Here is a 15,857-nt window from a genome sequence, read left to right as displayed (position 1 = left end):
ATTAGGCGACGTCGAGTCGGTCTATTTCTCAAAAATCGGTACGCGGGCAAACTACAGCGCGAGCAAAAAAAAGCTTCCTTTTTTTCTTGGTTCCGCCAATTCACCAACTTTGTTGGCGTAAATGCAAAGTTTGTGAATCTTTACTCGAATATGACGGTGAGGAAAGCGGCGCAATTAATTGCCGCAAGTGCCTAGTTTGACTGTGATTATTTGTTCCGGGGCCCGCGCAGACTGGCGGACAAAACCCCATCCCCGGTTGTTAGCGGAGGGAATTGTAGTATTACTACAAAAAATTTTCCAGATAGGACGGTTAGTAACAAATAAAACAAAAGAGCAAAACAATTATTTGCCGTTTGGCCGTTTCACCGGAACATTTAGTGGAATTTTTGAGAAAATGAGCTACAAAATCGAGTCTCAAACAAAGACATCAGTCACAGCTGAACCAGCTCCCCACCGGGTTGATATTCAGCGTAGACCAAGTAACGCAGCGGGCCACCAGCCGCCAGGGCATTAAAGGGGTAACAAGTCACCAGCAATAAACCCCGCTCGGCAAAGATCGGCAAACGCTCTCTCTCACTGTCCACAATTCGCATTTCCGCAACCCGATAAGTATGCCAGCGTCCGCGTTTATCCTGCAGGTAAATGGAGGTACCCCGCCTGACACGCTCTAATCCCGCAAAGTGAGTATCCCGGTGTGCGGCAATAACCGTGGTGCGAGGCTCGCCAGGATTGCCGGACCCAGCTAAGAGACCAGGGCCGAAAGCCAACGCCTGGCCACTACCGCCGCTGAGAACAATTAATGGCGACTGTCCTTCCAACTTTAACTTGGCCACTGGCCAGGTGTCCGCCCAGGGCCAGGGCTTTTGCAGAGCCCCGCCCTGTAGCTGTTCTTCCCAAGCACTATTAATCAACACCTGGGTCAATTCTGCCTTGGCCAGGAGCCAGCTGGCGGAACCCAGCTGCCACAAGCCCGTTCCCAAGCAAAGCATAAAGAGCAGTGAGCGAGCCACGCTTACACACCTCCCCGTTGCAGAGGATTAGCGCCGCTGGGTTGACGGGGGTCCGGTAAAACCCTGCGCAGGAAGGAGCGCAGGGCTCGGGTCAAGTTGCTGCGCAAGGCCCGACCGCGCTGGAAGATCGCCGCAAACATCAACAATACCGCCGCTGCCAATAACTGCCCGTAGAGACCTGTAGCAGTTTGCGGATAGGCCTGGCGCTGTAGCACTTGCCCTTTAGCCATCATATTGGTGACCGAGCTGCGAGATAACTTCTCTTCAGCGCTGCGTACAACTTCCTCTTCAACTGCAACAAAACTGGTATAGGGGCTGGCAAGTTGATGCCTCAGGGCAATCTGTAAAATCTGTTCGCGCAGAGCCAAGCCCGCATCCGACTGCTCTCCAGACTGAAGCTGCCGGTCCCGCAGAGAATCTATCTTGCTGCGCGCCCAGACACTGCCGATGCCTGAAGTATCGCTATCACTCTCTACTTTCAGAGCTAGTTTGCGCACAAACTGTTTACCCGCCATTCGGCCCCGCAGCTGGATATCTCCCTGCAAGAGATCACCCTGCACCTTGGCCACCAACTGCATAGGCTCACCGTTATAGAGATCCGGGATACGCTTGGGGTAGGCATCCGCGACGACGCCCTGGGGCCAACTGAGTTGCAGGTCTGTAGCCATAGGGTTTTCCAACTTGGCGAACAGAGCCTGCATACGCTCACGAACTTCGGAAATATCACCGATGGTGACGAAAGTACCGCGCCCAAACTGAGCAGCTTTGCGCATAAAGTGGCTATTGGGAGCCGAACCAATACCCACAGTAAACAGCCGGGCGTTATGCAAGGACTGGCTAATTAACTCGAACAGGGCCCGCTCATTGCCCACCGCACCATCTGTAATAAATACGACTTGCTGAACGGTACTGGTGTCGTCCTGCATTTGCTGACCGAATGCCATTCGCAAGGCCGGCGCCATTTCTGTGCCCCCCTCCGCAGTCAGGTTTTCGATTTCCTGGCGCGCACGGCGGATATTCTCCGCGCTCGCGGCTATCGGGCGCGGGAAAAATGCCCGGGTTGTACTGTTAAATTCAATAACGTTAAAGCGATCATTGCTGTGCAAGCGAGACAGTGCCAGGGTAAGACTCTCCTTCGCCTGGCGAATAGAATTGCCAGACATGGAGCCGGAAGTATCGATCACATAAATCACTTCCCTCGGTAAACGCTGCGCGGAAGTACCGTCGCTGGGTGGCAGCAGCATGACCTGTAGATAAGCACCAGCCTGCTCTTCTGTCCCCTCTTGCGCTGTGATTTTCTCGCTAAACAACGCCGCCCGCGGCATAGCAGAAGCGCGCGGTTGCCAATTCAATAAGAAATCCCGATCCATAGCAGCTGTTTCATCGCGCAACTGAATCCGGTAGCGACCGTCACCTCGGTTATCAATATCAATCTGGTGATAGGGGCTATCGATTTTTGCTAGTGGCAGTCCGCCATGCAGATCCACCTCGATAGAAATATTATGACTACCCAGTTCCTCAAGCTCCTGCGCTGGCTGCATAAACGGAGTTATCGACGCAGCATCCGGCACTTGATTAGTGGGCAGTGCCCAGCCACTACTCTCTACCACCAACTCCTGCTCATCGCCGTTCAATGCCTGGGAGGGTATTGGCTTGCCAGGGATATAGCGCGGGGTCAATGTCGTGGGCATACGTAGTGAAAAAACGCCACTGTCATAATTCACTGGCTGCAAAAAGCGGATATTAATTTGCACCATCTCATCGGGGGCAATATTGGCCACTTTATTAGTGAACAGATTTGGGCGCTGCTGCTCTAGCAGAGCTGCACGCTTACCCGCCGCACGAGCAGCCTTATAAATCTTGGAGGCCTCTTTTCGCTCGCGTACCTTACCGACAATGCGGCGCTCGCCCACCTGAATTTCAAGCCCCGCCACCGCAGCTTGCTCAGGCAGTGGTAATGCGTACACCGCTTCCTGCCAGCCGTCGGTGGTATTCTTGAATTGCTGCTGAAGCTCTACTTCCGCTACCAGACCCCGCACGGAAATACTGACCTGACTTTTCAGGTGCACCGCTGGAATGTACGTTCCGGGTTCATTGCCAGTAAAAAGTAAGTCCCCCCCCTTTACATCGTCCAGGGTAGCTGTCTCGGTAAACTCCCGCTGGATCGCATCACCCACAGCGGGGATCTCCTGAGCATTGACCTCTGCCCCGATTGCCGCAATGACAACTGCCAATACCACCACAACAAATAACAACCAGCGCCCTACACCACCAGTTTTCTGGCGGCGACGATAGTATTCCTCGGTCGGCAACATCAGATCGTCTTTATGGAACCGCTGCCCGAATAACATCACCCTGTTCACTCATTTACCTCCACTTTTAAATTGGATGTTGAAGTCATTAAACAGAGGGAAGCGGGCGAAAGGCGGCAGGAATACGAGCACAAAACAGGAGGAATTGTGGCGAATTATGGCAGGCATAAAAAAACCGGCGAAAACGCCGGTTTTTTGCAGTTCGATCCAGATTAGTCGACCAGGCCGTAATCCTTGCGGAGAACTTCAAGCAATTCCTCTTTGGGATTATCAGATATCTCAAGTTTCGTACCAATAATCTTCTCCGCAATACCAATATAAGTATTAGAGAGATCCATCAGCATAGATTCTGGCAACTCGTTATCACGAGCCAAAGCCGAGCGCTCATCCATGCGATCTTTGTTCAGCAGGATATCGGCATCCGGGAAGTATTTGAGCAGGGCCTGGCGGAAACCTTCTTTGGATTTCTCTACAACCTTACCCGCGCGATACTGTTCGCCGTCCCAGATACGGGAGGAGTCCGGGGTGCCCACCTCATCCATATAAATCAGCTTCTCTTCACCATTGGCATCGGTGACATAGCCGAATTCAAACTTGGTATCGACAAAAACCTGGTCGAGCTTTTCCAGCTCGGCAGAAATCAAATCAAAACCTTCTTTTAGTAACTTCTCGTACAGGTCGATATCGCCTGCATTGCGGAAGCCGAAGGCTTCGAAATTGTCTTCGATATTCTTGCGGGTGACATTGACATCGTCTGCTTCCGGCACGCCGGGGATACCCTTGAGAATGCCTTTGCTGGAGGGGGTAATGAGCAATTCAGGCAGCTTCTGGTCTTTCTGCAAGCCATCAGAAATCTCGATACCACAGAACTCCCGCTCACCCTTCTCATAGGAGCGCCACATGGAGCCGGTAATGTACTGACGGGCGATCGCTTCGATCATAACCGGGCGCGCCTTCTGTACGATCCACACCAGAGGATGCGGGATATCGAGAATATGGCTATCGGCGAGGCCCTGCTCTTTAAACAGCTTGAACCAGTGGTTGGAAATAGCATTTAGTGCTGCGCCCTTGCCTGGTACGCCACGCATACCGCCTTCGCCAGTCCAGATACAGTCGAACGCGGAGATGCGATCGGAAATCACCATTACCGCAAGTGGGGTATCAGGAGAAACCGGGTAGCCCTTCTCCTCAATCAGGCGACGGCTGTCTTCTTCGCTCAGCCAGTATACGGAACGGACCTTGCCACTGTGGATAGGCTTGTCGGTGCGGATCGGCAGGTCATTATTGACCGCTAGAACTTTGTCAGCCAGGCTCATGGGCTCTCACCTATTTGAAGGGACCAAATAAAAGAAAGCGCGGCATTCTAGCAAATGCCGCAGCCTACAGACAAAGAAAGATATCGGGCAATTACTCCGAGCTTCGCCGGGCCTCCCATTCCACCTGGTGCTCATGGGTGGGCCAGGCACTCATAATGGCCTTGAGCAAGGTCGCCAGGGGAATTGCAAAGAAGACGCCCCAGAAGCCCCAGATGCCGCCAAAGAACAATACCGCGAGGATAATAGCAACCGGGTGCAGGTTAACTGCCTCAGAAAACAGCAGTGGTACCAGTACGTTGCCATCGAGCAGTTGGATGATGCCGTAAGTCACCATCAGGTAGAGAAACTCATTACTCCACCCCCACTGGAAAAGCCCAATAGCCGCAACGGGGATAGTGACAACCGCTGCACCGATATAAGGAATCAACACACTGAAACCCACAGCTACCGCCAGCAACAGGGCGTAGTTCACCCCCAGTAACAGGAAGGCGGCATAACTGACAGCAGCCACAATGCCAATTTCTATTACCTTACCGCGTACATAATTGGCCACCTGATCATTCATCTCATGCCAAATCTGGTGGAGCATGGGCCGCTCTTTGGGCAGGAAAGAGGTGCACCAGCGGATCAACTGTTCCGCATCCTTAAGGAAGAAGAACACCAGGATCGGCACCACTACAACGTAAATCAGCAAGCCGGCAAAAATGGGTAGATTGGTAAGGGAGAAGGCCAGCAGTGTCTGTCCCAGGCCGCCCAATTCGCTGCCAAGGGTATTGAAGATTTCATCGATCTGTCCGGCTGAAATTAATCGTGGGTAGCGCTCAGGGAGTAACAATAATAGTTCTTGGCCGCGCTGCACCATATTGGGCAACTCTGCCCCAAGCCGCACCAACTGACGCCAGATAATAGGTAGTACCACAAATAACAGAGCCACAATAGTACCCACCAACACCAAGCAGGACAGGGTAACCGCCAGCCAGTGTGGCACACGCCAAGACTTCAGCTTTTGCACCATACCCTGCATCAGGAAGGCGATCACCAGCGCGGTGAATACCGGGGCCAGCACAGCGCCCAGAGTCGCCAGGACCACCAGGGCCAGGGTCAATATTAAAACCAGAAGCACCACTTCTTCCTGACTGAAGTAGCGGTTCACCCAGCCTTTTACAATCGATAACATAGACTCTCGGGATTTATCTTTATTCATTTGCCAGCGTACAGCCAATATTGAAAGGTATTATTACGTCGCTCAGCGCGGAGCAGGGACCGGCCACTTAAAGACGCAAAACTGTGGAAGTCTCGCCAGGACCCTTCATCAGTGGCCAGCACACAAAGCAGCGTTCCCTCTGGGTATTCCCGCAATGCCCGGCGCATGGTCAGTAACGGTTGTGGGCAGGGCAGATTTCTTGCATCCACAATAGTGGCCGCGTCCCAGTTCGGTATCTGGGTATCGGGCTGATTGGTAGAAGAAGTTACTGACATTGCCTTTTTAGTCACAAACCAGAATTGCCGGGGATTATAGCGCGAACCAGACGCCATAACCCGCACAGGCTTTACGCTTTTTAACTTTCCGCCTGGCGCAAGCGTGAACCTTTTATGGTCCACTAAGTCCAACCCTCGACAGTCCAACGGGGTAGCGTATAGAGTTGGACTATAGATCCTTCATGGACAGACCGAGCAGTAATCAAGATGACTGATTCCAAAAACAGCCTGCTTCACCGAACGCGCCCCCCAGCTATCCTCCACCGACTTCGCGCAGGACTGCGAAGCCTGGGTATGGGGTTGTTACTCGGCGCAGTCCCGTTTGCTGCCATAGCGGACAGTGATGAAATCCGCCTCCCGGAGCTCGGTGACAGAACCAGCGGTGTCGTATCCCACACCCAGGAAAAAGAACTGGGGCAGATGTGGCTGCGTATTTTTCGCAGTCAGGTTCGCACCTCCAGTGATGCCCTGATCCAGCAATTTGTCGAGGGCATGGTCAAGGAATTGGCCGAGTACAGCCCACTGGAAGACAAAGAAATTGATGTTGTTGTAGTAAACAACAAAACCATGAACGCCTTTGCAGTCCCCGGTGGAGTCATGGGGGTCCATACCGGCCTGTTTCTGTTTGCAGAGCGTGAAGACCAGTTTGCATCGGTAGTTGCCCACGAATTGGGCCACCTCAGCCAGCGGCACTACGCCCGCTCCCTGGAAGCACAGCGCAACAGTACAATTCCCACCCTGGCCGGTATGCTCGGTGCCCTGGTTCTGGCGGCTACCGCCGGTGGTGAAGCGGGGATCGCGGCCATGAGCGTGACCCAGGCTGCAGCCCTGGACAACCAGCTGCGATTCAGCCGCAAGAATGAGCAAGAGGCAGATAGGGTCGGTATCGATACCCTGGCCAAATCCGGTCGCGATCCAGAGGCCGCCGGTGAAATGTTCGAGCAAATGCTCAAGGCCACCCGTTACTACCAGCGCCCGCCAGAATTTCTCCTGACCCACCCCGTTACAGAAAAGCGTATTGCCGATGCCAAGTTGCGCGCTCAGCGTATGGAAAAAGTGGCTCCCAGCGAGGATCTGGATTATCACCTGATGCGCGCCCGAGTGCGGCTCGCCACAGAACCAACGCCGCAGCAAGCAGTAAAACGCTTTAGCGCGGAGCTGAATGGTATTAATGACAATGAGGATGCCGCCCGTTACGGCCTCGCCCTGGCCCAAGTAGCCGCAGGCAGGCCCGATTCAGCGCTGGACACCTTGCAGCCCCTGTTAGACAAGACCCCCTCAAAAGCAGCCTATGTGCTGGCCCGAGCGGATATCGATCTGATCCGAGAAGACTACAGCAGTGCCACCAAGCGCCTGCAGTGGGCCCTCGATCGCAATCCGGGAGACCACGCCTTAATCATGGGCCTCGCCAATGCCCACTTTAAAGCCGGTAACTACCTGGCTGCAGAACGCCTGCTGGCGAAATATAGCCGTACGCGGAAGAAAGACCCGGCAGTATGGTATCTACTGGCGGAGACTCACGGATTGGCCGGAGATATTGTTGGCGTGCACGAGGCCAGGGCCGAGTATTACATCCTCAACGGCATATTCGACAAGGCTATTCAACACCTGCGCCATGGAATTCGCATGTCAAAAGACGATTACCAGGTCAATGCCATCCTGGAACAGCGCCTCAAAGATGTACTGAAAATGCAGGAAAGAATCGAAGAGCTGTAATTCCCCCCAACAAAAAGAGCGGCCACTGGCCGCTCTTTTTGTTTACTCACCGCTACTCCCTCGAGAGCTAACCTTTGCGGAAATCCAACATCCGCTGCAGCGGAATCATCGCCTTGCGCCCCAGTTCCGGGTCCACAAAGATCTCATTATCCCCGCGCTCCAGTACACCGCAGAGGTTCTCCAGAGAGTTCATCGCCATCCAGGGGCAATTAGCACAGCTGCGGCAAGTAGCTCCAGCGCCGGCGGTAGGCGCTACCATTAGCTCTTTGTCTGGGCACTCCTGCTGCATCTTGTAAAAAATGCCCTGGTCGGTAGCCACAATAAAGCGCTTCTCTGGGCGGGTCTTGGCAGCATTAATAATCTGCGAGGTAGAACCCACCACATCGGCCAGGGCTACCACAGAGGCGGGAGATTCAGGATGCACTAAAACCACAGCATCCGGATAGAGGGCCTTTAAGTCCTCAACCCCCTTGGCCTTAAACTCTTCATGCACAATACAGGAACCATCCCATAACAGTACATCCGCGCCGGTTTCCCGCTGGACATAGCCGCCGAGGTGTTTGTCAGGTGCCCAAAGGATTTTTTCGCCATTGGCATCCAGGTGATCCACTACATCCAGCGCAATACTCGAGGTCACCACCCAGTCCGCCCTGGCTTTTACCGCAGCAGAAGTATTGGCGTAAACCACCACGGTGCGGTCCGGGTGCTGATCGCAAAAGTCAGAGAACTCCTGTGGGGGGCAGCCAAGATCCAGGGAGCAGGTTGCCTCAAGGGTCGGCATCAGTACTTTCTTGTTAGGGGTAAGGATCTTAGCGGTCTCACCCATAAACTTTACCCCGGCCACTACCAGAGTGTCCGCCGAGTGCTGAGCGCCAAAACGGGCCATTTCCAATGAGTCGGAAACGCAGCCGCCGGTTTCCTCCGCGAGGGCCTGAATCAAAGGATCGGTATAGTAGTGTGCGACCAATACTGCATTCTGTTCTTTCAACAAGCGCTTGATGCGCTCGCGCCATTCTTGCAGCTCTTCTTCGCTATATTGAGACATTACCGGCTCCGCCAGGTGCGCTTGCACCAAAGAGCGAGAATCTACCTTGTCTGCGGCAATGGACTTATGAGTCATGACTAACTTCCAGTCGCGGAAAAGCGCGCATTATAGCGCAATGAAACGACACCACCACGCACCCTTTCGACAGCAACTTTAATCTGGCGTTACAGGCAAAATAGGCCGAAGGGATTCATCCTGGCCACCTCAAAAAGGTGGGTATTTTAGCAACAGGGTCTCTATGGAGATATTAGACACAGTGATAGTCGGGGCAGGCATATTGGGGCTTGCCTGTGCCTACAAGTTGAGCCTCTCTGGCCACAAAGTGATGGTGCTGGAACAACACACTGCTATTGGAACTGAAACCAGCGCGCGCAATAGTGAGGTTATTCACGCAGGGCTCTACTACCCGACGAACAGCTTGAAAGCCCGCGCCTGTGTCAGCGGTAAATCCATGCTGTACCAATTTTGCCAGGAATACGCGGTTCCCCATAAACAGATCGGCAAACTGGTAGTCGCCACAGATAAAGCACAGCTGCCGCAACTCCGAGCCCTCAAAGCCCAGGGGGATGCGAACAACGCCGGGGGACTTCGTTTACTGAACGTTAAAGAGGCTCTATCTATGGAGCCAGAATTACAGTGTGCCGGGGCCATCTACTCACCAACGACGGGCATTATCGACAGCCACAGACTGATGCTGGCTCTTGAGGGCGCCATAGAATCCAAGGAAGGGGAAATCGTACTCGCAAGTAAAGTCACACGAATTGAAATATCTGCCGAAGCTTGCCAGCTGATTATGGAAGATGGTTACCGATTGAAAACCCGTAATCTAATTTTGGCCGCAGGCCTTCACACCAGCTCACTGATGGGCACAGTAAATAGCGAAGCTATAAAACGAGAAATTCCCATCACGTATTTTGTTAAGGGCAGTTACTTTACTCAGTCAAGTAAGGTGCCTTTTTCACACTTAATTTACCCTCTACCTGAAAGCGCCGGTCTGGGTATTCACCTCACTCTGGATTTAGCTGGAGGGGCACGGTTTGGGCCGGATGTGGAGTGGATTAAAACCATTAACTACCAAGTAGATCCGGACAAGCGGGAAAAATTCTATAGCAGTATCCGTCGCTACTGGCCCGGATTAGAAAGCGACACATTGCAGCCTGGCTATGCCGGTATTCGCCCCAAGATTGTTCCCCAAGGAACCCCTGCTGGTGATTTTCAGGTTTACCATAAGAAACTCAACAACCATTCTCGGCTAGTGGCGTTCTTTGGTATTGAATCTCCAGGTCTAACTTCTTCACTATATCTGGGAAAGGTGGTTTCAGAAATTATTGGCTAACTTATTACTTAGCAATGACTAAAATTTACTAAAAAGGGAGAAGGAAAGAATACTCTGCGCTCGGGACCCTATGAGGCATGGATGCCGATTAGGAACTTACAGGGATGTATTCACAGCGTGTTTCGAGTGCAGTGTATTCGTTCCTTCCACCCCAGTAGCATATTTCAGTACAGCCACAATCCTGCAGAGATAACAATACCCCCCCCAGAAGTCCATTACTACTGAACAATATTTCCCTGATTGCCCGTTCCTACCTGAACCGCCGTAGCCACCTGTCCATCATTTGTCTGACTTGTAACATGAACATTGGAGCTTCCCACTTGAGTAATAGTGGCCAGCCCAGTGCTTAACCCCAACTGAGAAACCTCCGCATAATTCATATCACCACTCTGAAAGGTGGTAATAGAGGAAAATAGGGCAAATCCCTGCGCTACTAACGCCTCATTAAGAGTCCCATCTTGATCAACACTGATAAAGCTTGACTCAGTGAGATCCCCCTGGAATAACTCAGCACTATTTTCGCTCCCTAGTTGATTAATTAATCCAGTACTGTTGAGCGCAAAATCTTCGTGAATAGCCTGTGCGAAGTTCATGGTCCCAGATTGGGTAACAGCTACAGTACCCTGTATTCCCCCCACATCCACCTGGGCTGCAATACCCTCATTATTTGAACCTGACTGGATAACAGTGGCACTACCAGCTTCAACAAAGTCATCCTGGACTACCCAACCAAAATTACCGTCACCAGACTGGCTAATTAAAGCCGTACTCTCTGAGACCTCTGCAATTTGCTCCAATATTGCTTCATTCATCAAACCCGATTGCTCTACCGTGCCCGTGTTCAAATCTGTAAGGGCACCTTGTAAAACCGATGCCTGGTGGGAATCCCCTGTTTGAGTTATCGAGACGGTATTATTGGTACTGGTCGGATTAGACTGGTCCACTGTTGCCAGATGCCCAACACCGTCCTGATCAATATCTATCGTATTATTGCCGCCCATAGAATGGCCACTGAAAGTGAGCGCAGCTATTGCAGTAACTGAAGTCCAAATTCTCATTTAACTAATCCCTTGTACATAAATCCCACCCCTTCTGTTTAAAGTCCAGGCGTAGCAAAGCATCCCAGAAAATAATCTAAGCCAATTTAAATTAGAGTTAAAAGCCAAACCAGACAGGAGAGAATCAATAGGAAGAGAACATGCAACTCCCTAAAAAATCGCTCTTATCTCAAACATAGGACTGAATAATACACAAAAGAAAAACTGGGGCTTTGCAAATACACGACAGCTGCCGGCATTCATACTGATATCGCAAAGCCCCAATGAAATCTATTGAAAAATAAATCCAATATTGGAAGTACCATTTTGCGTTGCGATTGCAGTTTGTGAATCTAGCATTTGCGATGTTGTATGTTGATTCAAATCACCGATTTGAGTAGTTGTCGCCACACTGAGCATATTTCCCTGTTGGAGCACACCGGCAATATTACTGGTGCCATTTTGAAATATGGAGCCCGTAACTGAGGTGGCAGTAATTTGCCCCAACGTCGCATCATTCATTGACCCTAACTGAGTAACCGTTGCAGAGGCAAAAGAAGTTCCCCCAGCTTGCTGGGTAACGCCCATATTCGCAGTACCAGATTGGCTCACTATACCAACACTGGCATCTATACCAGTATCCTGAACGCCGCCACCAAAGTTTCCATCCCCTACTTGAGTCACACTTACAGTACTATTGGCAACACCATTCTGCTGTAGTGCCCCACCAAAGTTGCTGGTACCGGTTTGGGCAATAAGGACCGTACTTGAAGTAACTCCATTTTCCTGATCGGACTCGATGTCATTCATATCGCCTGACTGAATAGCAGTAACGGTAGAGTTAAAAACCCCCATTAATTGCTCACTATCAAAGTTATTCTGGTTGCCAAGCTGATCTGCTGACACAGAGCTAAATTCAACAACACTCTGCTGGGAAATCTGGGCCATATTGTCATCGCCAATTTGATTTAGGATGACATCACTTCCCAAAATATCGAAGACCTGCCCCATTATGATCGCATCATTCATATCCCCAGTTTGATTCACCGCGATACTGGATGCTTCAGTATCAGTCTGGGTGATGGTCATAAAGTTCATTTCCCCAGCTTGATTTAGTTCCTGGGTAGAACCAAGTGACTCAAGTTGCTCCGCTGTCGTATCGTTATTATTCCCAATCTGGTTAATTTCCAACGAACTGGACTCAGTCATAAACTGCTGGAAAGACTCGGCCATATTTCCATCACCCTCTTGGTAGTGGATCATGGTATTACTTACGGCATCGCTCGCCTGGGTCGATGACGAAGAGTTTGCATCGCCAATTTGGGTGACATCTATCAGGTTCCCTATAGCCGTAGGGTCAACCTGATTGGCATTCGCTGTATTACCCACTCCCTGCTGATCTATTAACGTCGTATTATTACTGGCCATCGCACTTCCACTCACTGCGGCCAATATAACTAGAGCTACAGGCTTCAACTTCCTCATAATTCAATCCTTCATTAACTATTCAAGCTTTTCTTGGGGCTCAACTTAGAGGGCCTCATCAACAACATCGATACCAATAGGCATGCCGGCGTAAGGCATGCGCAGAATCCAATTTAGCGCCATCCCTACTCCAAACAACAGCATCCACCAAAGAAGTGTTAAAGCTCGCCAAACTCGAGCGCTGAGGCAATGAAATTGACACAGGCAATTATGCGAACAACAAATCCCAAGAGGAATTGACATGCACTGGCACAAGGTCACTTGCGATAATGAACGACTGAATATTTAGAAACTATTCTCAAATCGCTGATCATGGGCCGACCAACTACTGGGTAAGAGTTAACGATAAGCGGCGATACAGCTATAAGAAGGAAGTGGGGAAAAACTAGGAACAAAGTTTGGGATTAAATTTCTGTGCCACACAGATCAGAACCTAGCAGCACAGAAATCAAAGAACTGACTGCTACTGTAAAATTGTGCCGGTATTACTTACCCCAGACTGTGTCGCTATTGCCGTCTCGGCGTTACCCGCTTGAGAGGTAACATACACATTCAATGTACCCGTTTGGGATATTGTGGCAACACCCGTAGTGATATTGTTCTGATAAATAATTACATCGTTGGAGTCGCCGGTTTGCAACACTGTAGCGCTGGTGAAGAAGGCATTTCCTTGATCCAGCGTAGACATATTCATATCACCAAACTGGTTGACAATCATAGTTGAATTTTTAACCGTAAACTCCTGTTCCAGGAGTGCCATCTTGTCATTACCCATTTGCAACAGCTCCATCACAAGAAAGCTAACCGAACCTAGCTGATCCAGGGCTGCGACATTTCCTATGCCATCCTGAGCAGCAACCATCAAACTTGAGCTGACGCCTAAGTTTTGATTAACGTCCATTTGATTCATTTGGCCAATTTGTGTGGCCAGCAAAGTAGAATCGACCGTCTGCTGCTATAGAGAAAAACTCGGGCCGACAATTAGAAATATCTCTTACAAAAACCAACTCCTTTACCTACACAGATCGAACCGCACTACTTAGAAACCAAATCCGCAACATCAAGGCAAGCAGTATCCACCATAATTGGTGGCACGAAATGCTTGAGGAGGTAGCAACACCAAAGACTGCAGCCTTATTTCTCTGAAACTAGATTCATAGCATTAACTGGCTTCAAATTCCTACCAATGCGTCAGAAGACAAGTCGATGGCTCATTCAATGCTACCAATATAATCTAAGCCATCTATGGGAATAAAGCACCCAATAACTAGGTATAAAGTTTTACAAAGAATAGAAGTGGCAGGTTTAGTGCATTCAGGGAAGAACCAAGAAAACCAGACATTGAGAACTATAAGAAAGGAATTTTTGGTCGCACTTGGCTTCATACCTTGAGCAACCGATTAAAAGTCGAGATATAAAGCTTATACTAGCCTTGTTTTGGAGATATCTCACTAAGGAGTCTCTGAATAATTCTGAGCCAATTTGGTAATATTCACCTACCCATCAAGACTACGATGAATCATGCACCAAGTCACCTTTGCCGAAGCAGAATATAAGCTAAAGCGCCGTATAACTCGCCGAGAGAAGTTTCTTTCTCAAATGGAAGCCCTCATCCCATGGCAGCGACTAGAAGCTCAGATCACTCCTTGTTATCCACAAGGTGAACGTGGCCGACAGCCATATCCATTGAGTGTCATGCTCCGTATTCATTGCATGCAGCTATTTTACAATCTCAGTGATCCCGCTATGGAAGATGCACTGTATGAAATTGAATCCATGCGTAGTTTTGCTGGATTGACTTTGAGTGGCCCAATTCCCGATGAAACAACGATTCTTAACTTTCGCCACTTACTGGAGCTCAATCAGCTAGGTGCAGCTCTTTTTGATGAAATCAACAAGCATCTTGCTGAGAATGGCATGGTACTGCGTGAAGGCACCATTGTAGATGCCACTATTATCTCTGCGCCAACTTCAACCAAGAATAAAAAGAAAAAACGTGATCCAGAAATGCATCAAACAAAGAAAGGCAATCAGTGGCATTTTGGAATGAAAATGCATATCGGGGTTGATGATGTGCTCGGAGTAATACATAGCATAGATACAACAGCAGCGAATTCGCATGATGTCACAACTACAGAGCGAGTTCTCCACGGGGAGGAGAAAAGAATCTGGGGAGACTCTGGGTACATTGGTGCGGAGAAACGTGAAGAGTTGAAAGAGCGGGAGGCGGATTGGTATATAGCAATGAAGCCGAGCAAGCTAAAAACTCTTCCAGGGCGTGATGCACTTCGTAAAGCGGAAAAGATCAAGGCGCAGATAAGAGCGAAGGTCGAGCACCCCTTCCGCTACATCAAACGGGTATTTGGTTATGACAAGGTCCGCTATCGGGGACTGGTAAAAAATACTGAGAGGCTGTGCTTACTGGCAGGCTTTACCAACTTAATAATAGGGAGAAAATACTTGGCTGCCTAGGGGTGGTTCGCCTGAAATCCACCTATTGAGGGTTTCAGATGAAAAATTAGTGGACTATTACGCGCAAATTACGCGTTTGTGCGTAATAAAGTGAATTTTTCAAGCGGTTCAGCTTAATTCTAGAAAAATGCTTCGTTGATCAGAGGGTCCCTAAACCAACCATAACTTTGCATAACGACTCACCACTCTATCCAAAACAGGTTCGACAAGCCTCTATTTACTGCCACTAAAAATCGACTCCTCCAATATCAATTAGTATGAAAATATTTTGTCTGCCAAGAACAATATACGAATGTGGAATTGGGTAACCAGCCACCAAAAATCATCCAGCAGAATCACGCCAAACCTATCAGCAGATTTTTTTTACTAGAGATCGAGGTTGCCAACGGCAATTGCATTTTCACCATAGAAAGCAACTCCCAGCCCTTGATAACTCTCAATAAGTAGAGCAGAATGCGCCTCAAATTGTCACTTCGCAAGTACCAGCTTTGTCAATCTGCTACTTTACCAAAACCAAACAATCACGAGGCGCACGAAACCTGCTGCCTCGTATAGCGTTGTTTTTATTTTTGGTACAAGCATTGATTCCCACTGGGTACATGCCAGCCTCGATCGCTACTGATGGCACAGTTATCAAACTCTGTCCTCG

At 50.0% G+C, this 15,857-nt stretch carries 12 protein-coding genes; 3 read left to right on the top strand and 9 right to left on the bottom strand.

What is annotated here, in order from left to right; all coding sequences use genetic code 11:
• Positions 1 to 431: 431 nt before the first annotated feature.
• The 5 genes from ACJJIY_RS08870 to ACJJIY_RS08850 form a co-directional block, all read right to left on the bottom strand.
• The gene (locus tag ACJJIY_RS08870) at positions 432 to 1,010 is read right to left on the bottom strand and encodes a class GN sortase (protein ID WP_445359437.1); all 579 of its coding nucleotides are present in this window, start codon (positions 1,008 to 1,010) and stop codon (positions 432 to 434) included.
• A gap of 2 nt (positions 1,011 to 1,012) precedes the next feature.
• Positions 1,013 to 3,325 (bottom strand): marine proteobacterial sortase target protein, encoded by a 2,313-nt coding sequence (locus tag ACJJIY_RS08865; protein ID WP_445359436.1) that lies wholly within the window; start codon positions 3,323 to 3,325, stop codon positions 1,013 to 1,015.
• A gap of 209 nt (positions 3,326 to 3,534) precedes the next feature.
• Positions 3,535 to 4,638 (bottom strand): phosphoribosylaminoimidazolesuccinocarboxamide synthase, encoded by a 1,104-nt coding sequence (locus ACJJIY_RS08860; RefSeq protein WP_444934905.1) that lies wholly within the window; start codon positions 4,636 to 4,638, stop codon positions 3,535 to 3,537.
• 91 nt (positions 4,639 to 4,729) lie between these two features.
• Entirely contained in the window at positions 4,730 to 5,815 is a 1,086-nt protein-coding gene (locus tag ACJJIY_RS08855; RefSeq protein WP_445359658.1) for an AI-2E family transporter, read from the bottom strand.
• A 23-nt stretch (positions 5,816 to 5,838) separates the two neighbouring features.
• Positions 5,839 to 6,132: a sulfurtransferase TusA family protein gene (locus ACJJIY_RS08850; RefSeq protein WP_445359435.1), complete on the bottom strand. Its 294-nt coding sequence runs from the start codon at positions 6,130 to 6,132 to the stop codon at positions 5,839 to 5,841.
• Positions 6,133 to 6,324: 192 nt separating this feature from the next.
• On the opposite strand from ACJJIY_RS08850, the gene ACJJIY_RS08845 reads away from it, so the two are divergent.
• A complete protein-coding gene (locus ACJJIY_RS08845; RefSeq protein ID WP_445359434.1) occupies positions 6,325 to 7,833 on the top strand; it encodes a M48 family metalloprotease in 1,509 nt (502 codons plus the stop codon).
• Positions 7,834 to 7,900: 67 nt separating this feature from the next.
• Here the strand turns inward: ACJJIY_RS08845 and nadA are convergent, their stop codons facing one another.
• Positions 7,901 to 8,953, bottom strand: a complete 1,053-nt coding sequence (gene nadA / locus ACJJIY_RS08840; RefSeq protein ID WP_444895159.1) for a quinolinate synthase NadA — start codon at positions 8,951 to 8,953, stop codon at positions 7,901 to 7,903.
• A 163-nt stretch (positions 8,954 to 9,116) separates the two neighbouring features.
• On the opposite strand from nadA, the gene ACJJIY_RS08835 reads away from it, so the two are divergent.
• Positions 9,117 to 10,214 carry an NAD(P)/FAD-dependent oxidoreductase gene (locus ACJJIY_RS08835; RefSeq protein ID WP_445359433.1) on the top strand — a complete coding sequence of 366 codons (1,098 nt, stop codon included), beginning with the start codon at positions 9,117 to 9,119 and terminating at the stop codon, positions 10,212 to 10,214.
• A gap of 218 nt (positions 10,215 to 10,432) precedes the next feature.
• Here ACJJIY_RS08835 and ACJJIY_RS08830 read toward each other — a convergent pair whose 3' ends face one another.
• From ACJJIY_RS08830 to ACJJIY_RS08820, 3 genes are all read right to left on the bottom strand, one after another.
• Complete coding sequence (locus ACJJIY_RS08830) at positions 10,433 to 11,272, bottom strand: hypothetical protein (RefSeq protein WP_445359432.1); 840 nt, start codon at positions 11,270 to 11,272, stop codon at positions 10,433 to 10,435.
• Between the two features lie 270 nt (positions 11,273 to 11,542).
• The gene (locus tag ACJJIY_RS08825) at positions 11,543 to 12,736 is read right to left on the bottom strand and encodes a hypothetical protein (protein ID WP_445359431.1); all 1,194 of its coding nucleotides are present in this window, start codon (positions 12,734 to 12,736) and stop codon (positions 11,543 to 11,545) included.
• A gap of 463 nt (positions 12,737 to 13,199) precedes the next feature.
• Complete coding sequence (locus tag ACJJIY_RS08820; RefSeq protein WP_445359430.1) at positions 13,200 to 13,637, bottom strand: hypothetical protein; 438 nt, start codon at positions 13,635 to 13,637, stop codon at positions 13,200 to 13,202.
• Positions 13,638 to 14,257: 620 nt separating this feature from the next.
• Here ACJJIY_RS08820 and ACJJIY_RS08815 point away from each other — a divergent pair.
• Complete coding sequence (locus tag ACJJIY_RS08815) at positions 14,258 to 15,208, top strand: IS5 family transposase (protein ID WP_445359429.1); 951 nt, start codon at positions 14,258 to 14,260, stop codon at positions 15,206 to 15,208.
• Positions 15,209 to 15,857: the final 649 nt, after the last annotated feature.

It is taken from the genome of Microbulbifer maximicatervae (SeqCode) (genome assembly GCF_052468155.1).
The sequence above is the reverse complement of the archived record's forward strand: the minus strand, read 5'-3'. Positions and strand labels throughout refer to the sequence as shown.